At 75.0% G+C, this 21,982-nt stretch carries 19 protein-coding genes; 15 read left to right on the top strand and 4 right to left on the bottom strand.

Annotated features, from left to right (window positions below; genetic code table 11):
• Positions 1 to 118 precede the first annotated feature (118 nt).
• From ACU436_RS38160 to ACU436_RS38110, 11 genes are read left to right on the top strand one after another with little or no spacing between them, the layout of a single operon-like run.
• Complete coding sequence (locus ACU436_RS38160) at positions 119 to 1,051, top strand: transporter substrate-binding domain-containing protein (RefSeq protein WP_459031988.1); 933 nt, start codon at positions 119 to 121, stop codon at positions 1,049 to 1,051.
• Complete coding sequence (locus ACU436_RS38155) at positions 1,048 to 1,968, top strand: amino acid ABC transporter permease (protein WP_459031987.1); 921 nt, start codon at positions 1,048 to 1,050, stop codon at positions 1,966 to 1,968. The genes ACU436_RS38160 and ACU436_RS38155 overlap by 4 nt, the downstream gene beginning before the upstream one ends.
• Positions 1,965 to 2,798 carry an amino acid ABC transporter ATP-binding protein gene (locus ACU436_RS38150; protein ID WP_459031986.1) on the top strand — a complete coding sequence of 278 codons (834 nt, stop codon included), beginning with the start codon at positions 1,965 to 1,967 and terminating at the stop codon, positions 2,796 to 2,798. The genes ACU436_RS38155 and ACU436_RS38150 overlap by 4 nt, the downstream gene beginning before the upstream one ends.
• A complete protein-coding gene (locus tag ACU436_RS38145; protein ID WP_459031985.1) occupies positions 2,795 to 3,943 on the top strand; it encodes a CapA family protein in 1,149 nt (382 codons plus the stop codon). Before ACU436_RS38150 ends, ACU436_RS38145 begins: the two co-directional genes overlap by 4 nt.
• Positions 3,940 to 5,175: a CaiB/BaiF CoA transferase family protein gene (locus tag ACU436_RS38140; protein WP_459031984.1), complete on the top strand. Its 1,236-nt coding sequence runs from the start codon at positions 3,940 to 3,942 to the stop codon at positions 5,173 to 5,175. The genes ACU436_RS38145 and ACU436_RS38140 overlap by 4 nt, the downstream gene beginning before the upstream one ends.
• Positions 5,175 to 6,296: a 2-hydroxyacyl-CoA dehydratase gene (locus ACU436_RS38135; RefSeq protein ID WP_459031983.1), complete on the top strand. Its 1,122-nt coding sequence runs from the start codon at positions 5,175 to 5,177 to the stop codon at positions 6,294 to 6,296. The genes ACU436_RS38140 and ACU436_RS38135 overlap by 1 nt, the downstream gene beginning before the upstream one ends.
• A complete protein-coding gene (locus ACU436_RS38130; RefSeq protein WP_459031982.1) occupies positions 6,293 to 7,555 on the top strand; it encodes a 2-hydroxyacyl-CoA dehydratase in 1,263 nt (420 codons plus the stop codon). Before ACU436_RS38135 ends, ACU436_RS38130 begins: the two co-directional genes overlap by 4 nt.
• Positions 7,548 to 9,065, top strand: a complete 1,518-nt coding sequence (locus ACU436_RS38125; protein ID WP_459031981.1) for an MFS transporter — start codon at positions 7,548 to 7,550, stop codon at positions 9,063 to 9,065. The genes ACU436_RS38130 and ACU436_RS38125 overlap by 8 nt, the downstream gene beginning before the upstream one ends.
• Before the next feature lie 46 nt (positions 9,066 to 9,111).
• Positions 9,112 to 10,884, top strand: a complete 1,773-nt coding sequence (locus tag ACU436_RS38120) for a CocE/NonD family hydrolase (RefSeq protein ID WP_459031980.1) — start codon at positions 9,112 to 9,114, stop codon at positions 10,882 to 10,884.
• A 16-nt stretch (positions 10,885 to 10,900) separates the two neighbouring features.
• Positions 10,901 to 11,785 (top strand): poly(ethylene terephthalate) hydrolase family protein, encoded by an 885-nt coding sequence (locus ACU436_RS38115; RefSeq protein ID WP_459031978.1) that lies wholly within the window; start codon positions 10,901 to 10,903, stop codon positions 11,783 to 11,785.
• On the top strand, positions 11,782 to 13,179 hold the full coding sequence (locus tag ACU436_RS38110; RefSeq protein ID WP_459031977.1) for an alpha/beta hydrolase family protein: 1,398 nt from the start codon (positions 11,782 to 11,784) through the stop codon (positions 13,177 to 13,179). The genes ACU436_RS38115 and ACU436_RS38110 overlap by 4 nt, the downstream gene beginning before the upstream one ends.
• A gap of 138 nt (positions 13,180 to 13,317) precedes the next feature.
• Here the strand turns inward: ACU436_RS38110 and ACU436_RS38105 are convergent, their stop codons facing one another.
• The 4 genes from ACU436_RS38105 to ACU436_RS38090 all read right to left on the bottom strand — a co-directional run bounded on the left by ACU436_RS38105 (position 13,318) and on the right by ACU436_RS38090 (position 17,354).
• Complete coding sequence (locus ACU436_RS38105; RefSeq protein ID WP_459031976.1) at positions 13,318 to 13,746, bottom strand: hypothetical protein; 429 nt, start codon at positions 13,744 to 13,746, stop codon at positions 13,318 to 13,320.
• 32 nt (positions 13,747 to 13,778) lie between these two features.
• Positions 13,779 to 14,984, bottom strand: coding sequence for a cytochrome P450 (locus ACU436_RS38100; RefSeq protein WP_459031975.1), 1,206 nt, complete (start codon positions 14,982 to 14,984; stop codon positions 13,779 to 13,781).
• Entirely contained in the window at positions 14,981 to 16,300 is a 1,320-nt protein-coding gene (locus tag ACU436_RS38095; protein WP_459031974.1) for an MFS transporter, read from the bottom strand. Before ACU436_RS38095 ends, ACU436_RS38100 begins: the two co-directional genes overlap by 4 nt.
• Positions 16,301 to 16,406: 106 nt before the next feature.
• Complete coding sequence (locus tag ACU436_RS38090; RefSeq protein WP_459031973.1) at positions 16,407 to 17,354, bottom strand: PaaX family transcriptional regulator; 948 nt, start codon at positions 17,352 to 17,354, stop codon at positions 16,407 to 16,409.
• A gap of 218 nt (positions 17,355 to 17,572) precedes the next feature.
• On the opposite strand from ACU436_RS38090, the gene ACU436_RS38085 reads away from it, so the two are divergent.
• The 4 genes from ACU436_RS38085 to ACU436_RS38070 are packed head-to-tail and all read left to right on the top strand — an operon-like array spanning position 17,573 to position 21,873.
• Positions 17,573 to 19,027, top strand: coding sequence for a benzaldehyde dehydrogenase (locus ACU436_RS38085; RefSeq protein WP_459031972.1), 1,455 nt, complete (start codon positions 17,573 to 17,575; stop codon positions 19,025 to 19,027).
• 14 nt (positions 19,028 to 19,041) lie between these two features.
• Positions 19,042 to 19,896: a p-hydroxycinnamoyl CoA hydratase/lyase gene (locus ACU436_RS38080; RefSeq protein ID WP_459031971.1), complete on the top strand. Its 855-nt coding sequence runs from the start codon at positions 19,042 to 19,044 to the stop codon at positions 19,894 to 19,896.
• A gap of 19 nt (positions 19,897 to 19,915) precedes the next feature.
• A complete protein-coding gene (locus ACU436_RS38075; protein ID WP_459031970.1) occupies positions 19,916 to 21,403 on the top strand; it encodes an acyl-CoA synthetase in 1,488 nt (495 codons plus the stop codon).
• 29 nt (positions 21,404 to 21,432) lie between these two features.
• Entirely contained in the window at positions 21,433 to 21,873 is a 441-nt protein-coding gene (locus ACU436_RS38070; RefSeq protein ID WP_459031969.1) for a MarR family winged helix-turn-helix transcriptional regulator, read from the top strand.
• Positions 21,874 to 21,982 lie beyond the last annotated feature (109 nt).

The raw sequence follows: 21,982 nt of genomic DNA, 5'->3' as shown, positions 1-21,982 counted from the left end.
CGCGCCGGCGGTGCCGAGGGAGACGGTTGACATTGGCGACACTTTAGCCGACGCTCGTCTCCGCTCGCGACAGTTGATCTGCGCCGGCCCGGTCAGACCCAATGCAGGGAGAACCGCAATGCGCCACCCCGTCCGCGCCACCCGCCGCCTGCGGCGCGGTCTCGTCGCCGCTGCGCTCGCCCCGCTGCTCGCTCTCGCGGCGTGTGGCGGTGAACCGGCCTCGGCACCGAGCTCCGAACCGCCGGCGGGGGCCGTCCCCGAGCTGTACGCCGCGCTCCCCGACGAGATCAGGGAGGCCGGGGTCATCCGCTTCGCCGGCGACTCGCACCCGCCCTACCGCACCGTCAACTCCGACGGCACGGTCACCGGCATCGACAAGGACTTCCAGGACGCGCTCGGGCGGGTGCTCGGCGTCCGGGCCGAGACGCAGGTCGTCGACGGGCTGCCGGCCGCGCTGCAGGGCATGCTCGCGGGCCGCTACGACGCCTTCAACGGCCCGGTCAAGGCCACGGCCGAGCGCGAGCAGCAGTTCGACACGGTCACGTGGATGACGACGCGCTCCTCCTACATCGTGCCGGTGGGCTCGACCGCCGCGATCGAGGCGCCCGAGGACCTCTGCGGGAAGCGCGTCGCGGTGACCACCGGGAGCATCACCGAGGAGCAGCTGCGCAAGCTGTCGGAGTACTGCGCGACGATCGGCCGGCCGGCCGCCGAGCCGGTCGCGCTGGCCGACACCAACGAGACCCTGCTGGCCGCCGAGTCCGGTCGCGTCGACGCGGCCGGCATGACCCAGGCCGCGGCCATCGACGTCACCACGCAGCAGCCGGACCGGTTCACCTACGTCACGCAGACCGAGGAACAGGGCGCCACCACCGACAACCTCGCGCTGTTCGTGCCCAAGGACGGCGGGCTCGGTCCGGTGCTGCTGGACGCGTTCCGCGAGCTGTTCGCCGACGGCACCTACACCGAGATCATGCAGAAGTGGGACCTGACCGACGTCGTGGTCCCCGAACCGATCTACAACGCCGGAACGGCCGAGGGGGCGCGATGACGCCCGCGACGACCGCGCCGGCGGCGCCGGCACCGATCGAGGTCGACGACGTCGCGCGCTCGGGCCGCAGGTTCCGCCCGTGGCGGTGGGTCACCGGCGCCGTGCTCGCGGTGGTCGCCGCCCAGCTGCTGGCGTTCCTCGTGGGCAACCGGCGGTTCGAGTGGGACGTCGTCGCGCAGTACCTGTTCGACCCGAGCGTCCTGGCCGGCGTCGGCACCACGGTCCTGCTGGCCGTGCTCGCGATCGTGATCGGCTCGGTGGCGGGCGGGCTCGTCGCGGCGGCCCAGCTGTCGGACTTCGCTCCGCTGCGCTGGGCGGCCACCCTCTACCTCGGGGTGTTCCGCGGGATCCCCCCGCTCGTCCAGCTGATCTTCTGGTTCAACCTCGCCTACCTGCTGCCCCGCCTCTCGATCGGCATCCCGTTCGGCCCGTCGTTCACCTCGTGGGACGCCAACGACGTGATCACGCCGTTCACCGCGGCCGTCGTCGGGCTCTCGCTGGTGGAGTCGGCCTACATGGCGGAGATCATCCGGGCCGGGGTGCTCGGCGTGGACCTCGGCCAGCGCGAGGCGGCACGGGCGATGGGCTTCACGCCCGTGCAGACGTTCTTCCGCATCGTGCTGCCCCAGGCGATGCGCACGATCATCCCCCCGAGCGGCAGCCAGTTCATCAGCGTCCTCAAGGGCACGGCGCTCGTGAGCGTCATCGCCATGTCCGACCTGCTGCACGCCGTGCAGGTGATCTACAACCGCACCTACCAGATCGTGCCGCTGCTGCTGGTCGCCTGCGTCTGGTACCTGGTGCTCGTCACCCTCCTCACCGCCGGGCAGCGCCGGCTGGAGCGGCGCTTCGCCCGTGGCCACGAACGGCACGTGGCCCCCGCGCAGGCGACGACCGGCGAGGAGGTCGCCCGATGACCGGCGACGTGACGGCTGCCCGCGCCCCGGAGGCCGGGACCACCGACTCCGTGCCGGTCGTGCGGCTGCACGAGGTCCGCAAGGTCTTCGGTGGCCACGCGGCGCTCGACGGGGTGAGCCTCGAGGTCGCCGAGGGCGAGGTCGTCGTGGTCGTCGGCCCGTCCGGGTCGGGCAAGTCGACGCTCGTGCGGTGCGTGCACCAGCTCGAGAGCATCGACGCGGGCGCCATGTACCTCGACGGGGCGCTGCTCGGCCACGAGCACCACCGCGGCCGGCTGCGGCCGCTCACCGAGCGGGCCGCGGCCGCCCAGCGGCGCCGGATCGGCATGGTGTTCCAGCAGTTCCACCTCTTCCCCCACTTCACCGCGCTGCGCAACGTCACGGAGGCCCCGGTGCGGGTGCACCGGCGCCGCCGCGCGGAGGCCGAGACCGAGGCCATCGAGCTGCTCGACCGGGTCGGGCTGCGCGACCGGGCCCACCACTACCCGCGGCAGCTCTCGGGCGGGCAGCAGCAGCGCGTCGCCATCGCCCGCGCGCTCGCCACCCGCCCGCGCGTCATGCTCTTCGACGAGCCGACGAGCGCGCTGGACCCCGAGCTGGTGGACGAGGTCCTCGCCGTGCTGCGCGGCCTCGCCGCCGACGGCCTGACCATGGTCGTGGTCACCCACGAGATGGCGTTCGCCCGCGAGGTCGCCGACCGCTGCGTGTTCATGGACGGCGGCCGGGTCGTCGAGACCGGCCCGCCGGAGGAGTTCTTCGGCAACCCCCGCAGCCCGCGGTTGCGGGCCTTCCTGTCCCGCCACACCGCCTCCGGGAGGAGCGAGCCATGATCACCGTCGCCTCGGTGGGGGATCTGATCCTCGACGAGCCGGACCCGGCCGGCTTCCTCGCGCCGGCCGCCCCGCTGCTGCGCGCCGCGGACGTGGCGATCGGGCACGTCGAGGTCCCGCACACCACAGCGAGCACGGAGGCCAGCACCGACGTCCCGGCGCCTCCCGCCGACCCCGCCGCGCTCCCCGCGATCGCCGACGCCGGCTTCGACGTCGTCACGCTGGCCGGCAACCACATCGCCGACCTCGGTCCCGTCGGGGTCCTCGACACGGTGGCGCACTCCCGCGCGGCCGGGCTCGTGACCACCGGTGCCGGGGCCGACCTCGCGCAGGCGCGCACGCCCGCCGTCGTCGAGCGCGGAGGGCTGCGGGTCGGCGTGCTGTCCTACAACTGCGTGGGCCCGCGCGAGTCGTGGGCGACCTCCCGCAAACCGGGCTGCGCCTACGTGCACGTGCTGAGCCACTACGAGCTCGACGTCGCCGCCCCCGGCAGCCCGCCCACGATCTACACCTTCGCCGACCCGGACTCGCTGGACGCGATGGCCGCGGACGTCGAGGAGCTGCGGGCCCGGGCCGACGTCGTGCTCGTGGCGCTGCACAAGGGCGTGGGCCACACGCCGGCGGCGGTCGCGATGTACGAGAAGCCGGTGGCCCGCGCGGCGATCGACGCGGGCGCCGACGCCGTCTTCGGCCACCACGCGCACATCATGCGCGGCATCGAGGTGCACCGGGGCCGCCCGATCTTCCACGGCCTGGGCAACTTCGCCACCGTCACCCGCGCCCTCACCCCCGGCGAGGGCGCCGACAGCCCGGAACGCGCGGCGTGGGCGCAGCGCCGCAAGACGCTCTACGGGTTCGCCCCCGACCCCGCCATGCCCTACTACCCGTTCCACCCGGAGAGCCGCAACACCGTCGTCGCGATCTGCCGGTTCAACGCGGACGGCCTCGTCGAGGCCGGCTTCGCACCCTGCTGGATCGACGACGCGGGCCGGCCCGTCCCGCTGCCCGAGGGCCCGGAGAACGCGCGCGTCGCGGACTACGTCGAGCAGATCACCCGCACCGCCGGGCTGAACGGCGAGTTCGTCCGACGCGGCGCCGAGGTCCTCGTCACCGGGGCCGGCCCCACGAAGGAGCGCACTGCATGACCGACCAGCCTCTCGCCGGCCGCACCGTGATCGACCTGACCACCGCGCTGGCCGGCCCCTACGCCACCCTCCTGCTCGCCGGCCTGGGCGCCACCGTCATCAAGGTGGAGAAGCCCGAGGGCGGGGACGTGGCGCGCACGAACTCCCCCTACTACGGGCCGGGCGGGCTGGCGCTCGACCGCACCCACGCCGACGACATGAGCCTGTCGATGCTGGTGCGCGGGCGCGGCAAGCTGTCCGTGACGCTCAACCTCAAGGAACCGCGGGCCCGGGCGGTCTTCGCCGACCTCGTCCGCGACGCCGACGTCGTGGTCGAGAACTACTCCCCCGGCGTCACGCGGCGCCTCGGCATCGACTACGCCGCGGTGCGCGAGATCAACCCGCGGATCGTCTACACCTCGATCAGCGGGTTCGGCGCCCAGGGCGGCCCCGGCTCGGGCAAGGCGATGGACTCCATCGTGCAGGCCCTGTCCGGGGTGATGATGACCGCGGGCGAGCCCGGCGAGGGCCCGGTGCGCTTCGGGCTCCCGATCGGCGACCTGCTCGCCCCGCTGTTCGCCGTGATCGGCACGGTGTCCGCGCTGCTGCAGGCCGAGCAGACCGGCGAGGGCCAGCACGTGGACGTCTCGATGCTCGGCGCGCTCACCTCCCTCATGGCCTGCGAGCCGTTCGACGCGCTGGAGGCCGTCGGGTTCCCCCAGCGCACCGGGTCGATGGTGCCGCGGCTGGCCCCGTTCGGGATCCTGGAGGCGGCAGACGGGCACGTCGCCCTGTGCGCCCCGACGGACGCGTTCGCCGGGGGCGTGTTCCGCGCGATGGGCCGCCCCGCGCTGACCGACGACGACCGCTTCCGCCACCGCGACGCCCGCGTGCGCCACGCCGACGAGCTGCACGGGCTCATCGGGGACTGGTGCCGGGAGCGCACGGTCGAGCAGATCGTGGCCGCGTTCACCGCCGAGGGCGTGCCGGCCGCGCCGGTCCGGGAAGCGGCCGAGGCGTTCCGCGACCCGCTCGTGCAGGAGCGCGAGGAGGTCGTGCCGCTGGTCCACCCCCGGCTCGGCGCGATCACCGACATCGTGGCCACCGGCGTGCCGATCCGGTTCTCGGCCGCGCACGCCACGCTGGACCGCCCGGCGCCCGGGCTCGGGGAGCACAACGACCACGTCTACCGGGAGCTGCTCGGCTACAGCCCCGAGGAGCTCGCCGAGCTGGCCGAGCGGGCCGTCATCTGATGGGGACGCTGGCCGAGCTCACCGCGCTCGCCGCCGACCGCACCGCCGCGGCCCGGGAGTGGTCGGCCGCCGGGCGGCCCGTGGCCGGGTACGTCGGCGCCGACGTGCCGGTGGAGGTGCTCACTGCCGCCGGCTTCCTGCCCGTCCGGCTCACCGGCGACCCCGGCGCCCCCTCCGAGGCGGGCGACCGCTACCTGGGACGGGGCCTCGACCCGGTGGCCCGCTCCGTGCTCACCCGGCTGCTCGACGGCGCGTACGGGCCGCTTTCCGCCCTGGTCGTCTCGCACGACTGCGAGGCCTCGCTGCGGCTGTTCTACGCCGTCCGTGAGCTGCACCGCATCGAGCCGGGGATCGGGCTGCCCCCGGCGCGGCTGGTCGACGTGCTGCACCTGCCCCACCGCACCACCACGCGCTACGTGCTGGCGAAGATCCGGCAGCTGCGCACGCAGGTGGAGGGCTGGAGCGGGCGCAACGTCACCGACGCCGACCTCGCGGCGGCCACCGCCGCGCACGACCGGGTGCGCGCGCTGCTCGGGCGCGCGGCGGACCTGCGGCGACGCCGGCCCGCCCGGCTCACGGGCACCCAGACCCTCGCGGTGGTCGCCGCGACCACCGCGCTGCCGCCGGACCGCGCGGCCACCCTGCTCGAGGGGCTGCTCGCCGAGGCCGACGGCCTTCCGGAGGCCACCGGTACCCGGGTGTTCCTCACCGGCAGCAGCCACGACCACCCCGGCGTGTACACGACGCTGGAGGAGGCCGGGCTGCTCGTCGTCGGCGAGGACCACGACTGGGGCGACCTGCTGCACCACCGCCTCGTCGACCCGCCCGCCGACCCGGCGCTGCTCGAGCTCGCGCTCGCCGAGCGGTACCAGCACAACGGGCCGAGCGCCGCGGCCGCGTCCATCCGGCAGCGGGCCGCCCACACCGCGGCCGCCGCCACCGCGTGTGGCGCCGAGGCACTGGTGTCCTACGCCCGCATCCACGACGACGCGCCGCGCTGGGACTTCCCCGCCCAGCGGGCGGCCACCCGCCTGCCGGCCGTGCTCGTCGACCGCCAGCCCTACGGCCGCGTCGACCTCGACGCGCTCGCCGCACTGCGGATGCCGGGGGTGGCGGCGTGACCCGCCTCGAGAGCGCCCGCCGCGCCACCCGCCACCAGCGGCAGTGGTTCGAGGACCTGCGCGCGCAGGTCGACGCCGGAGCCCCACTCGCGCTCGTCAACGCCGACGCCCCCCAGGAGATCTTCCGGGCGATGGGCATCCCGTACGTCGTCAACCAGTGGTGGGCCTCGATCATCACCGCGAAGCGGCAGGGCCAGGACCACCTGCGCCGGGTCCGCGCCCACGGCTACCCCGACGACAGCGAGCAGTACAACGCGCTGCCGCTGGCCGGCGTGCTCGACCCCGATCCGGAGGCGGCGCCGTGGGGCGGGCTCCCCCACCCGACGATCGTGCTCGCCGAGACCACCGGTGACGCCTCCCGCAAGGTCTTCGACGTCTGGGACGAGCAGCCCGGCACCACCTTCTACGCGCTGGAGAGCGCCGCCGAGAACGCCGTGCCCGCCCAGTGGTGGGAGCTCATGCCGCACCGCTGGGAGGAGGCCATCGGCTCCGACCGGCTCGACCTGCTCGTCGGGGAGCTCGAGGGCCTCATCCGGTTCCTCGAGACCACCACCGGGCTCGTGTTCTCCGAGACCCGGTTCCGCGAGGTCATGGCGCTGGTCAACGAGCAGGAGGAGTGGAACCGGCGCACCCGCGACCTGGTCGCGGCGGCCCGGCCGTGCCCGCTCGAGGTCACCGACAGCATCCCGAGCGTGATGGTGCCGCAGTGGCACCGCGGCACCGCCTGGGGCGTCGAGGCCGCCAAGGCGTTCCACGACGAGGTGGCCGAGCGCGTCGATGCCGGCACCGGGGTGGGCGTCGACGAGCGCGCCCGGCTGATGTGGATCGGCCGTGGCCTGTGGTTCGACCTGGACTTCTACCGGCGCTTCGAGGACAGCCACGGCGCGGTGTTCGTCTGGTCCATGTACCTCGCGATCGCCGCCGACGGCTACCTGCGCTACGGCGACGACCCGCTGCGCGCCCTCGCGGCCCGGTTCGCCACGTTCTCCGACCAGCTCTACACCCCGCCGTGGTCGGTCGAGTGGTACGTGAAGGAGGCCCGCCACCACGGCGTCGACGGGGTCGTGCACCTCGTGTCCGACGACCCGCGGGGCAGCTGGTTCACCACCCGCGGCCTCGAAGCCGCAGGCTTCCCGGTGCTCGAGCTGCACGCCGACAACGTCGACGCCCGCACCACCGACCCGGACACGCTGGACCGCCGGGTGCGGGAGTGGCTCGACGAGGTGGTCCTGCCGCGCGCGGCGGGCGCCCGTGGCTGAACCGCGCGGCGGAGCGGCGCAGACCGCGATCCGGCCCGCCGTCCTCGTCGGAGCGCTCGGGGCGCTCTTCACCGCGTCGGTGACCAACACGATCATCGGGATCGCGCTGCCGACCATCGCGGGCGACCTCGGCGGGCAGGACCAGGTGGCGTGGGTGGCCAGCGCCACCCTGCTCACGATGACCGCGGCGACCCCGGTGTGGGGCAAGGCGGCCGACCGGCGCGGCCCGAGGCCGTTGCTCCTCGCGGCGATCGCCGTGTTCGTCGCCGGGTCGCTCGTCGCGGGCACCGCGGGCGGGATGGCCTGGCTCATCGTCGGACGCGCGGTGCAGGGGGTCGGCGCGGGCGGCATCCTCGCGCTGGTCAACGCCCTCGTCGCGGTGCTCGTGCCGGCGCGCGAGCGGGGCCGCTACACGGCCTGGTTCGGGGCCGCGTTCGGGGTGGCGTCGGTCGGGGGCCCGCTGTTCGGCGGTGTGCTCGTCGCGGCCCCCGGGCTGGGCTGGCGCTGGTGCTTCCTCGCCGTCGTGCCCGTCGCCGCCGCGGCGGCCGTGCTCGTGCGCCGGGCCCCGCACCGACGCCCCGAGCGCCCGACGCTGCCCGCCGACCACCTCGGCGCCGTGCTGATCGCCGCGACCGTCGCGGGCCTGGTGCTGCTGCTGTCGGCGGGCGGCGTGGCCTGGCCGTGGGCGAGCGCGGGAACCCTGGGCCTCGGCGCCGGGGTCGCCCTGCTGGCCGTGGCGGCGGTGGTCCGCGCCCGCCGGGCCGCCGACCCGGTGCTGCCCCCGCGCCTGCTGCGCGTGCGCACGTTCGCCCTCGCCTGCGCGACGAGCGTGCTGCTGGGCACGGTCATGTTCGGTGCCGTGATCTACCTGCCCCAGTACCTGCAGGTGGTGCGCGGCCACGGGCCCACGGCCGCCGGCCTGCTGATGCTCCCGCTGGTCGGCGCGATGATCGTGACCATCGCGCTCACCGGGCGCGCGATCGTGCGCACCGGGCGCTGGAAGGTGTTCCCGGTGACGGGCTGCGCCCTGCTGGTTGCGGGGTCCGCGCTGCTCGCCGGGCTGGAGCCGGACACCCCGCCGCTGCTGCTGGCCACCGCGATGGCGGTGCTCGGCAGCGGGACCGGCATGACCCAGCAGGTCCTCGTGCTCGTCGCCCAGGACTCGGTCGGCGCGCAGGACGTCGGCGTGGCCGGATCGGCCGCCACGTCCACCCGGATGCTGGGCGGCGCGCTCGGCGTGGCCGCGTTCGGCGCCCTCATCGCCGCCCGGCTCCGGTCCGACCTGCCTGCGGCGCTCGCGTCCGCCGGCCTGCCCGCCGACGCCGGCGCGCTGCGCCGCCTGCTGGGCACGCCCGCCGAGATCGCGGCGCTGCCGGCCCCCCTCGCCGACGCCGTGCGCACCTCCTACACCGCAGGCCTGCGCACCGTCTTCCTCGCCTGCGTACCGATCGCCGCGCTCGCGCTCCTCGCCGTGCTGCTCACCCGCGAATCCGCACTCGGCACCCGCTGACGCTCCCCTCCCGCCCTGCACCAACGACCGTTGCACGGAGGATCCGATGGTCCGACCGCTCCACCTCGGGGCCGCCGCCGCGGCACTCGCGGCCGTGGCCGTGACGGCCACGGTGCTGGCCGTCCCGCAGGACGAACCCGCGCGCCCCGCGGCGTCCGCGGCGTCGTTCGGCGACTACCGGCCCCCGCCGGAGTTCACCGAGCACGTCACGGAGAGCCGCTACCTGCCGATGCGCGACGGCACCCGGCTCGCGGTGCGGCTGGACCGGCCCGCGGTCGACGGGCAGGCGGCGCCGGGCCCGTTCCCGGTGCTGTGGCACCACAGCCTCACGATCGACAGCGACGCCGAGAACGGCACGGGCCCGCGCGAGGGCGGCTTCTCCGCCATGCCCGCGCTGACCGAGCACGGGTACGTCGTGGCGCAGGTCGCGCGGCGGGGCAACGGCCAGTCGTTCGGCGTGCGCCGCGGCTACAACGACCGCATCGAGGCCCACGACGCCTACGAGGTCACCGAGTGGCTCGCCACGCAGCCGTGGTCGACGGGGAAGGTCGGCATCTACGGCTGCTCCAACACCGGGGACGCGGCGATGCACGCCCTCACCGTCCGGCCGCCGCACCTCTCGGCCGCCTTCGCCGGCTGCTTCTCGTGGGACAAGTACGACGCGTGGCGCGTCGGCGGGATCCCGGCGCAGTGGGGCGTGGGCCCGGCGCGGACCGTCGAGCAGGACATGGAGAACACGCCCGTGCAGGGCGACGAGGACAAGGCGCTGCTGCACCAGGCTGCGCTCGAGCACCAGGCCTCGCCGCCGCTCGCCGAGATGTGGCGCGCCATGCCCTACCGCGACAGCTTCTCCCCGCTGGTGCAGTCGCGGTTCTGGTCCGAGGGCAGCGTCGGCTCCTACCCCGACCAGATCCGCGCGTCCGGGGTGCCCGTCTACATCGTCGGCGGCTGGCGCGACGAGCTGCGGGGGCAGGGCGTCGCCACCCTGTTGACCGTGCCGGGCTCCCGGCTGCTCATCGGCCCGTGGGAGCACTGCGAGAACGCGGGCTTCGCGCTCGCCGAGGAGGCCCACCGGTTCTTCGACCAGCACCTGAAGGGGATCGACACCGGGCTCGACGCCGAGCCGCGCATCCACTACGCCACCCCGGACTCCGCCGTGCCGGATGCGACGGGGCTGGAGTGGCGCACCGCGGATACCTGGCCCCCGGCCGGTGTGAGCGCCACCCCGACCCCGCTCGGTGGGGACGGCGTGCTCGGGTCGGACGCCCCGGGCGCGCGCACGCTCACCGTCGGCGCCGACGTGACCTGCCCGGACTCCGGCTCGGGCCCGTTCGCCCAGCCCTGCCACGTGCCGGGCGCGGGGACGTCCTGGACCGGGCCGGTCCTCGACGCGGACACCGAGCTGACCGGCTCGCCCGTCGCCGACCTGCAGGTCCGCGTCGACCGCCCGGACGCGCACGTGTTCGCCTACCTCGAGGACGTCGCGCCCGACGGCACCGTCACCGTGATCACCGAGGGCAGGCTGCGGGCCTCGCTGCGCGCCGAGCACCCGGCCCCGTACGCCGTGCCCGAGGGCGTGCCCTGGCACCGGGCCTACGAGCAGGACGCGGCCCCGCTCGCACCCGGCGAGGTCGCGCGGCTGCGCTTCGGGCTGCTCCCCACGTCCTACGTCGTGCGCGCCGGGCACCGCATCCAGGTGAGCGTCACCGGCGCCGACTACCGCGAGAGCGGCCCGCTGCCGGACGCGCAGGGCGCGCGGATCGAGGTGCTCACCGACCCCGCCCAGCCCTCGCTCGTGCAGCTCCCCGTCGCCGGCTGATCGAGAGGAAACACTGGTGTCTCCCCGAACACGCACCCGGATCGTGGTGCTCACCGCTGCGGTCGCGCTGGCCGCCCTCGCCGCACCCGGCGCCGGGCACGCGGCCACCGGCACCGGTTCTCGCGACGTGCGGGCCACCGTCCGGGAGGCGGCCGAGGGCCTGCCCGGGCACACCGTGTACCGGCCGGCCGACCTCCGGGCCCTGCCGCGGGGCGGGGTGCCCGTCATCGCCTACGGCAACGGTGCCTGCGCCGCGAGCAACCTCTCGGCGATCACCTTCCTCACCGGCCTCGCCTCCCAGGGCTACATCGTGATCGCGAACGGCGCCCCCGACGCCTTCCCCGTGCCGAGCGCCCCGGAGACCACCACCGCCCACCCGGAGGCGCTGCTCGCCGCGATCGACTGGGCCACGACCTCGCGCCAGGCGCGGCGCCAGCTCGACGGGCGCGCGGCCCCCGACCGCATCGGCGTGCTCGGCCACTCCTGCGGCGGTGTGGAGGCGCTCGCCGCGGGCACCGACCCCCGCGTCGGCGCCGTGGCCGGGTTCAACACCGGCTACCTGCCCGAGCCGGCGTTCGGCGGCTACGGCCGGAACCGCCTCGCGCAGCTGCACAGCCCGACGCTGCTGGTGAACGGCGGCCCGGACGACGTGGCGTACCAGAACAGCATCGACAACCACGCGCTGCTCACCGTGCCCGCGGTCCTCGCCGGGCACGCGACCGTCGGGCACAGCGGGCTGGTCTCCGGCGAGCAGGCGACCACCGGCTGGCAGGTCGCCGCCGACTGGTTCGACTACGTGCTGCGCGGCGACGAGCGGGCAGGCGCCCGGTTCGTCGGACCGGAATGCGGTCTGTGCTCCGAGCCGGAGTGGACCGTCGAGACGAAGGGGTTGCCGCTGTGATCGACGCCCGGATCCGCCGCGCCGTGCTGGGCGCGGCCGTCGCCCTGACCGCTCTCGCGGGCACCGGGACGGCCGCGGCCGCCCCGCCCGCATCGTCGGGAGGGGAACCCTGCATGCCGGACTCCGCTGCCCGGCCCACCTGCATCTCCGGCACCCTCGCCGACGGCACGCCGTACGCCTTCGCCGTGCCCACGCAGTGGAACGGCACGGTCGTCGTGGCGCTCGACTACGCCGACGGCGGCGAGTCCGAGCAGCTGACCGAGCGCCTGCTCGCCGACGGGGTGGCCCGCGGCGGCACCACCCGCACCGTCACCGGGTGGCGGATCCGCGACGCCATCGACAACCAGGCCGAGGCGCTCGCCCGCTTCGAGGAGACCTACGGCCCGGCGCGGCACGCGATCGCCTCGGGCAGCTCGATGGGCGGGTTCGTCTCCGCGGGCGCCGCCCAGCTGCACCCGGACGCGTTCGACGCGGCCGTGCCGTTCTGCGGCGGGCTCGGCGGGTCCGTGGCCCAGTGGAACCAGAAGCTCGACACGGTCTTCGTACTCGAACGGCTCGTCGCCCCCGGGTTGCCGGTGGTGGACGTGCCGGAGGACGTCGAGGGAGCCCGAAAGGCCTGGTTCGACGCGCTGGGGCAGGCCCAGCAGACCCCCGAGGGCCGAGCCCGGATCGCCCTCGCCGCCGCGATCGGGCAGGTGCCGGCGTGGGGCACGAACCCCGACGGCACGCCCACCCCGCGACCGGAGGACCGCGACGCGGCGGCGCTGCAGGAGGGCACCTACCTCGCCCTGGCCGGCGGCAGCCTGCCCTACATGGGACAGGCCATGGGCAGCAGGCGGCAGCTCACCGAGGTCTCCGGCGGCAACCCGTCGTGGAACACCGGCGTCGACTACGCCGCGCAGCTGCGCTCCGCCGAGCCCGCGCTGCACCGCGCCGTGGACACCCTCTACCGCGAGGCGGGGCTCGACCTGCGGGCCGACCTCGACGCGCTGGCCGCCGCTCCGCGTATCGCCGCCGACCCGGCCGCCGTCGAGCGCTTCGCGCGGGGCCTCGTGTTCGACGGCGACCTGCGCGTCCCGGTGCTCACCGTGTCGGGCACCGGCGACCAGATCTCCACGGTGGCCCAGCAGCAGTTCTACGGCGAGATCGTGCGCCGCGCCGGGAAGAACGCGCTGCTGCGCCAGACCTACGTCCGGTCGGTCGGCCACTGCACCTTCTCCCCCGCCGAGCAGCAGGCCGCCCTCCGCGTCATGGCCGAGCGCCTCGACACCGGCCGCTGGCCGGCCACCGACCCGCGCGCCATGAACGACCGGGCCGGTGAGCTGGGCGCCGACCCCACTCCGCGCTACATCCCGTTCCAGCCGCCGAGGTTCAACCGCCCCTACCCGGGGTGACGTGGGGCGGGCGGCCGCCGTCGCCGCCGAACGCGCGGTGCGCGCCGCCCACGAGGCAGCGGCCGCCGCGGCCGCGCCCTGGGCGCCGGCGACATGAACGAGGGTGTGCGGGTCACCGTGCACGTGGCCGTCACCGGGTCACTCGGCGAGAGGCCCGCGCGCGAACCGGGCGTCGCGATCGGCGGTCAGCAATCCGCGGAGGCGGTCGCGGTCGGCCCAGGCGGCGATCTCGGCCAGCACGCCGGCCCACGCGGCGCGGCGCGGGCCGGGGTCGATGCCGTGACGCTGGAGTTCGGCGACGGTGACGTGCCGCTCGACCACCCCGCCCCGGACCGCGGGTGGCCGGCTCGTGCTGCGCGGGCGGCGCCCTAGCGGCCCGGCCAGCAGCAGGTGACCGGCCGCGTCAACGGTGGCGAACCGCCAGGCCGCACCCCGGCGCCGCGCGGCGACCGCCGCCCGCGCGACGCCGGCGCCGACCGGGCCGAGCCCGGGAATCTCGCCGGGCCGATCGCCGAGACCGGCCGCGGCCGCCTGACCCACCCCGACCTCCGGTCCGTCCTCGATCATGCCCCCGCGAGCAGCCTGGGCCGCAGGCGGGATCAGACCGGCGTGAAGCGCATCGGCACCGAGCGGGTGCCCCACTCCGCCCACCGGGCCATGAGGATCTCGCCGCAGACCTCGAACGAGCTGGTGCGGGCCAGGAGCTCCTCCAGCGTCATCCGCAGCATCATCCGCGCGAGCGGGGCGCCGGGGCAGGCGTGGATGCCCGCGCCGAAGGGGATGGCGGTGCGCAGGTTCGGCCGGTCGAGCACGAACTCCTCACCCTGGGGGAAGACCTCCTCGTCGCGGTTGGCCGAGGTGTAGACGAGCGCGATCGGCTCGCCCTCTCGGATCAGCCTGCCGCCGATCACGACGTCGCGGCGCGCGGTGCGCGACATGCCGCGGTACGGCGTGAAGAGGCGCAGGTACTCCTCGACGGCGGCCGGGATCCGGTCCGGCTCGGCGCGCAGCAGCGCCTGCAGGTCCCCGTGCTCGGCCAGGTGCGCGAGCATCGTGCCGATGAACACGCTCGGCGCCACCATGCCGGTGACCAGCAGCTGCCGGACGCAGCCCAGCACCATGTCGTCGGGCAGCCCGGCGGCGAGCAGCGCCGCGGTGAGGTCCTGGGCGGGATCGGTGCCCTCGGCCTTCCGGGCGTCGATGACGTCGGCGGCGATGCCGTAGAGCAGCCTGCTGCCGCGCTTGACCTCGTCGTCGTCGACGAGCTGGATCGCGCGCACGTACTCGGCGCTGATCTGCTCGATCCGCGCGGCGAGCTCCAGCGGGAGGTGGAAGAACTCGGCGAAGACGTGCGCGGGCATGGTCTGGGCGTACGCCGGGCCGACATCGGCCTCTCCGGCGGCCACCATCTCGGCGACCAGCCGCGCGACGTGCCCGCGCACCGCGGGCTGAAGCGTGGCCATCCGGCCCTTGGTGAAGAACCGGTTGATCACCCTGCGGTAGTCGGTGTGCTCGGGCGGGTCGAGGTGCAGCGGCGGCCGGCGGCCGGTGAAGGCGAACTTCGGCACCACGTTCTGCACGCTGGTGGTGAACGTCTCGGAGTCCTGCAGGACCGAGACGACGTCGCGGTGGCGCAGCAACGCCCAGAACCCGCCGTAGGTCTCGCTCCGCGCCACCGGGCACCGCCCGCGCAGCTCCTCGTACAGCTCGTGCGAGCTGGTGAACGTCTCCTCCGCGAGCGGGTCGAAGTGGTGCTCGCCCGGCTGCGCGGGGATCGGGTCCTGCGGTGTCGTCTCCGCCGTCACGCGGGTGCCTCCAGGGGTTCGGGGGCCGGGCGCCGGGTGCGCTCGGCGAGGAGCCGCCGTCCGGCGACCGACGCGGCCAGCGCGATCAGCACCAGCACCGTGACGTACAGCGCCACCGCCCAGCCCGAGCCGGTCGCGCGGACGAGCAGGCCGGCCAGCAGCGGCGTGGTGCCGCCGAGGATGGCGTCGGAGGTCTTGAAGCTGACGCCCGCACCGGTCACACGGTCCTGCGGGCGGAAGAGCAGCACGTAGATCGGCACGGACGACACGACCATCCCGTTGACCGCCACCTGGCCGAGGCACAGCGCCACGAGCACGACCGGCACGGTGCCGGTGTCCAGCGCGGCGAAGAGCAGCCACGCCGTGAGGGCCAGCCCGATCGCGCTCACCTGGTAGAGCCCCGGCAGACCGATGCGGTCGATGCGCGTGAGCATCCCGATCGCGGCCACCACCGCGATGATCTGCGCGGTCGTCATGCAGGTGAGCATCGTGGTGCGGTCGAGGCCGGCCTCGTTCACCGCGTAGGACAGGGAGTAGGTGTTGAGCAGGTAGATGCCGGTGACGGCCGCGCCGGCCAGGAAGAACACCAGCGCCATCGACCCGCCGTTCGTGGTGAGCACGCGGCCCAGGTCGCCGCGGCGGCGGGTGCGCGTGGCGACCTCCTTCCGGAAGACCGCGGACTCGGCCACCCCCAGCCGCATCCAGAGCCCGACGGCGAGCAGCACCGCGCTCACCAGGAACGGCAGCCGCCAGCCCCACGCGAGGAACTGCTCGTGGCTGAGGAAGGCGGTCAACGGCAGCACGGTCAGGGCGCCGAGGATCGACCCGATCGGGCCGCCGACGCCCACCGCGCCGCCCCACAGCCCGCGGCGGTGCACGGGCGCGTGCTCGACGGCCAGCGTGGCGGCCCCACCCCACTCCCCGCCGACGGCGAGCCCCTGCAGCAGCCGCAACGCGGTGAGCAGCACCGGGGCGGCGACGCCGATCGTCGCGTAGGTCGGCAGCAGGCCGATCCCGATGGTCGCGACGCCCATCAGCAGCAGACCGCCGACGACGACCGCGCGGCGGCCGTAGCGGTCGCCGATCCGGCCGAAGAGCAGCCCGCCGAGCGGCTTGGCCAGGAACCCGGCCGCGAAGGTGGTGAAGGCGGCGAGCGTGCCCGCCGCGGGGTCGAGCGTCGGGAAGAACAGGTCGTTGATCACGAGCGCGGCCATGGTGCCGTACACGCCGAACTCGTAGTTCGCGAGGCAGATGCCGACCGGCCCCGCGAGCAGCGCGCGGAGGCCGGGTGGGGCGGGAGGGGCGGGTTCGGTCACGTCGTGCTCCACGGTGAGACGGCGAGCGGGGACCGGAGCGACGGCGGCTGCCGTCCGGCGAGCAACACGTTACGTCCTCGAGTCCGTTCGGACAACGAGTCGTCGCCTATTCGCCGATCGGGCCGATCCACGGCTCCTCGCCCGCCGGGATCGCGGCGGCGTTCTCCCCCCGCAGGACGTCCGCGCTCGTCCGGTGGGCGGCCAGGGCCGCGAGCGCGGGATCGTGCGTGCCGACGAGCTCCGCGAACCGCCGCTCGGCGAGCGGCCCGAGCCCGTCGTAGACCTCGACGAACAACGCGCGGGCGGCCGGCAGCGGCCAGTCGGCGGGCAGCAGTTCGGGGGGCAGTTCCGGGTCGATGTCGGGGAACTCCCGCCACGCGGTCATCAGGTGGGTGCGCGCCACCAGCGCCTCGGCCGGGTCGACCCGGCCCGCCCGCACGCCCTCGCGCAGGTCGGCGTGCTCGACGAGGAACGCCGCGTAGCGCTCCCGGAGCTCAGCGAGGTCCCAGGCCGTGACCGGATCACCTGCCGGGCCCGCCGTCACCACCTCGGCCCGCACGACCGTCGCGGTCTCCACCCCGAGGTCGGCCAGCACCGCCGCGACCCGGTCGCCGACCTCCCACGGCGAGACCCACACCCCGTCGTACAGCGGCGCGAGCCCGAGCCAGCGCAGCCGGGTGCGGACGGTGCGCCGGGTCTCGCGCTCCTCCTCGGGCACGGTGAACAGGGCCATCGTCCACCGGCCGTCCCACCGCCGGTCCCCGGCACCGAAGCGCATCAGCCGGGTCAGGTGCGCCACCACGGTCTCGCGGGTGCGCGCGGGCACGCCGTACGCGGTGGTCCGCCCGGACCGCGTGGCCACCACCGCCCCGCGGGCAGCGGCGCGCCGCATCGCCGCCCGCGCCGCCTGCTCGGCGAGCCCGAACTCCCCCATGATCTCCGCCAGGGCGGCCGACGGCAGGGGCTCGGGACGCCAGAACCAGTAGTCCCCCAGCAGCGTGCCGAGCAGCCGCTGACTGTGCCGGGGCAGCGACGTCGACTCGGCGAGGGTCATCGGCGCCATCCTCCCCCACCGCACGCCCCGGGCCGGAGAGGGACCAGCGAGGCGGGCGCCACGGGGCCGGCGGAGAAATACGCCGGCCTACCCATCGGTCTCCGACTCCCCAGGCATCCTGACGTTCGCCGTGTGACGAACGCGGCATCACATGCGCCGACGGGTCCTCCGTGGGTTATGTTCATCAGGAGTCCTGATTAATAACCAAGGAGGTTCCGGTGTCCTTCCTCGATGCCGCGGTGTGGCAGGGCCGGCTCTACGCGAGCTCCTGGGAGGAAGGTGCCGGCGGCACGCGCGAGGTGCGCGAACCCGCGACCGGCGCGACGCTGGGCACCGTAGGCCTGGCGAGCGCCACGGACGTCGACGCCGCGGTCCGGCGGGCCGTCGCGGCGCAGCGGGAGTGGGCCGCACGCCCGCACACCGAGCGCGCCGCGGTCCTGTTCGAGGCGGCGCGGCTGCTCACCGCGCACACCGACGAGATCGCCGAGTGGCTGGTGCGCGAGGCGGGATCGGTCCGGCTCAAGGCCGGGATCGAGATCGCGGGCGCGGCCGGGGAGTGCACCCAGGCCGCGGGCCACGCGTCCGCCCCGTACGGGGAGCTGCTGCCCGCGAGCGGGCGCATCAGCCTCGAACGGCGGGTCCCGGCCGGCGTGGTCGGGGTGATCTCGCCGTTCAACTTCCCGCTGCTGCTGTCGATGCGCTCGGTGGCCCCGGCCCTCGCGCTGGGCAACGCGGTGATCGTCAAGCCGGACCCGCGCACCGCGGTGAGCGGCGGCGTGGTGATCGCCCGCGTGTTCGAGGAGGCGGGGGTCCCGACCGGTGTGCTGCAGGTGCTGCCCGGCGAGGCCGAGGCGGGGGCCGCGCTGGTCGAGCACCCGCGGGTGCCGGTCATCTCCTTCACCGGCTCCACCCGGGCGGGCCGCGTCATCGGCGCGAAGGCCGGTGAGCTGCTCAAACGCGCCCACCTGGAGCTGGGCGGCAACAGCGCGCTCATCGTGTGCGCCGACGCCGACCTGGAGGCCGCGGCCTCCTGCGGGGCCTTCGGGTCCTTCCTGCACCAGGGGCAGATCTGCATGGCCACCGGGCGGCACCTGGTGCACCGCTCGCTCTACGAGCGCTACGTCGAGCTGCTGGGGAAGAAGGCCGAGCAGCTGCCCGTCGGCGACCCGTACACGAGCGACGTCGCGCTCGGCCCGATCATCGACGCCGCCCAGCTCGCCCGGGTCCAGGACCTGGTGGACCGCAGCGTCGCCGCCGGGGCCCGGCTCGTGCAGGGCGGCACGGCGGACGGCCCGTTCTTCCGGCCGACCGTGCTGGCCGACTGCCACGCCGGGATCCCCGCCTACGAGGAGGAGGTGTTCGGGCCGGTCGCGTGCGTGCGGCCGTTCGACACCGCCGACGAGGCCGCCGAGCTCGCCGCCGACACCGAGTACGGGCTGTCCCTCGGCGTGCTCACCGCGGACCCCGCCGCCGGGCTCGCGCTCGCCGACCGCATCCCGACCGGGCTCGTCCACATCAACGACCAGACCGTCAACGACGAACCGGCCGTCCCGTTCGGCGGCGTCGGCGCGTCCGGCACCGGCCGCGTCGGCGGCGCGCGCGCCAACATCGACGCCTTCACCGAGACCCAGTGGGTCACCGTCCGCGCCGAGTCGGCGCGGTACCCGTTCTGAGAGGTACGACCGTCATGGCAGCACCCACCACCACCCCCGCCGAGATCGCGTGGGGCAACACGGTTCTCGTCGAGTTCGACGAGGGCATCGCCTGGGTCACGCTGAACCGCCCGGACAAGCGGAACGCGATGAACCCGACGCTCAACGACGAGATGGTCCGCACCCTCGACGCCCTCGAGGGCGACCCCCGCTGCAAGGTCCTGGTGCTCACCGGGGCGGGCGACGCGTTCTCCGCGGGGATGGACCTCAAGGAGTACTTCCGCGAGGTCGACGAGTCCGGCGACCCCGCCCTGCAGGTCCGCGTGCGCCGCGCGTCCGCGGAATGGCAGTGGAAGCGCCTGGCGAACTGGTCCAAGCCGACGATCGCGATGGTCAACGGCTGGTGCTTCGGGGGTGCGTTCACCCCGCTCGTGGCCTGCGACCTGGCCGTCTCCGACGAGGAGGCGCAGTACGGCCTCTCCGAGATCAACTGGGGCATCCCGCCGGGCGGCGTGGTCTCCCGCGCGCTGGCCGCGACCGTGAGCCAGCGCGACGCGCTGTACTTCATCATGACCGGCGAGCCGTTCGACGGGCGCCGGGCCGCCGAGATGCGGCTGGTCAACGAGGCGGTGCCGGCCGCCCGGCTGCGTGAGCGCACGCGCGAGCTGGCGCTCAAGCTGGCGTCGATGAACCCGACGGTGCTCCGGGCCGCGAAGGTGGGCTACAAGCTCGCCCAGGAGATGTCGTGGGACCAGGCGGAGGACTACCTGTACGCCAAGCTCGAGCAGTCCCAGTTCCTCGACGCCGAGCAGGGCCGCCAGAAGGGCCTCTCGCAGTTCCTGGACCAGAAGTCCTTCCGGCCGGGCCTGTCGGCCTACTCGCACGACTGACGGCACGGGAGGCGCGACGATGCGCGACGGTGGCCTCGGATCGTGGCCCGCGCGCCGCGCCCGGATGACCCCGGGCCGGACCGCGATCGTCCACGGCGAGGAGCGGATCACCTACGCCGACCTGGCACGGCGCACCACCGCGCTGGCGCACCACCTGCGCGAGCTGGGGGTGCGCCCGGGCGACCGGGTGGGATACCTGGGGCCCAACCACCCGGCCTACCTCGAGACGCTGTTCGCCACCGCCTCGCTGGGCGGGGTGTTCGTGCCCGTGAACGCGCGGCTGAGCGCGCCGGAACTGGCCTATGTGCTGGACGACGCCGGCGTCGCGGTGCTCGTCCACGCGCCGGCCGCCGGCCCGCTCGTCGACGCCGCTGCGGGCCCGCGGCTGCACGCGCGGCTCGGGTCCGGGTCGCTCCCCCGCGCGCTCCCGCCGGGCGCCGAGCCGATCGACGTGCCGGTCTCGCTGGACGACCCCTGCCTGATCATGTACACGTCCGGGTCGACCGGCCGGCCGAAGGGCGCGGTGCTCTCCCACGGCAACCTCACGTGGAACTGCGTGAACGTGCTGGTGGAGAGCGACGTGTCCGGGCGCGAGGTCGCGCTGGTCTCCGCCCCGCTGTTCCACGCGGCGGCGCTGGGCATGAGCTGCCTGCCGACGCTGCTCAAGGGCGGCACCTGCGTGCTGGAGGAGTCCTTCGACCCCGCCCGCACGCTGGAGCTGATCCCCCACCTCGGCGTCACCACGCTGTTCGGGGTGCCGGCGATGTACGACGCCATCGCCGCCCAGCCGGGGTGGGCGAGCGCCGACCTGTCGAGCCTGCGCACCCTGCTGTGCGGCGGGGCCCCGGTCCCGGAGGCGACGATCCGCCGGTACCTGGACCGCGGCCTGACCTTCGTGCAGGGCTACGGCATGACGGAGGCCAGCCCCGGGGTCCTCATCCTCGATCCCGAGGCCGTGCACACCAAGGCAGGCAGCGCGGGCGTGCCGTCCTTCTTCACCGACGTCCGGATCGTCGACCCGTCCGGCGCCCCGGTGGTACCGGGGGAACGCGGCGAGATCGTGGTCCGCGGCCCGAACGTCATGCTCGGGTACTGGAACCGGCCGGAGGCCACCGACGAGGCCCTCGCAGGGGGCTGGCTGCACTCCGGCGACGTCGCGACCGTGGACGACGACGGGTTCTTCACCGTGGTCGACCGGATCAAGGACACGATCATCTCCGGCGGCGAGAACGTCTATCCGGCCGAGGTGGAGTCCGCGCTGTACGAACACCCCGCCGTGGAGCTGTGCGCGGTGGTGGCGGCGCCGGACCCGAAGTGGGGCGAGGTCCCGCGCGCGGTGGTGGTGCTCGCGCCCGGTGCCGCGGCGACGGCCGAGGAGATCCGCGCGTTCCTGCGGGAGCGGCTCGCCGGGTACAAGGTGCCCACGCACGTCGAGTTCTGGGACGAGCTCCCGCGCACCGGGTCCGGGAAGGTGCAGAAGGCGGTGGTCCGCGAGCACTTCGCGTGACGGCGCGGGCCGTGCGGGACGATCCGGGGGTGACGGACGAACCCCTGACCCTCTACCTGGTCAAACGCCTCGAACTCGCGGTGCGGGCCAGGATGGACGAGGCGCTGCGCCCGCACGGCCTGACCACCCTGCAGTTCACGGCGCTCGCCGCGCTGCGTGCCCGCGACGAGCTGTCGTCCGCCCAGCTGGCGCGGCGCTCCTTCGTCACCCCCCAGACCATGCACGAGATGGTCCAGTGGCTCGAGCGCCGCGGGCACATCACCCGCCGGCGCGACCCGGACAACCGCCGCGTCCTGCTGATCACCCTCACCCCGGCCGGGCTCGACCTGCTGGAGCGGTGCGACCCGCTGGTCGAGGCGATCGAGCAGACGATGCTCGGCGCCGTGCCGGAGGTGCAGCACGCGCTGTTCCGGCAGAACCTGGAGCTGTGCTGCAGCGCCCTCGGCGACGAGGCGCCGGACACGACGTGAGCGGAAGGGCCCCAGGGGCCGGCGTGGCCGCACGCGTGTCCGCCGTCCTCGGCGCGTTCGACGCGACCCACCGCGCACCGTCGTCCCGACGCTGCGGGTGGCCTCCGCC

The organism is Pseudonocardia wallangbongensis (assembly GCF_054486945.1).
The sequence above is the reverse complement of the archived record's forward strand: the minus strand, read 5'-3'. Positions and strand labels throughout refer to the sequence as shown.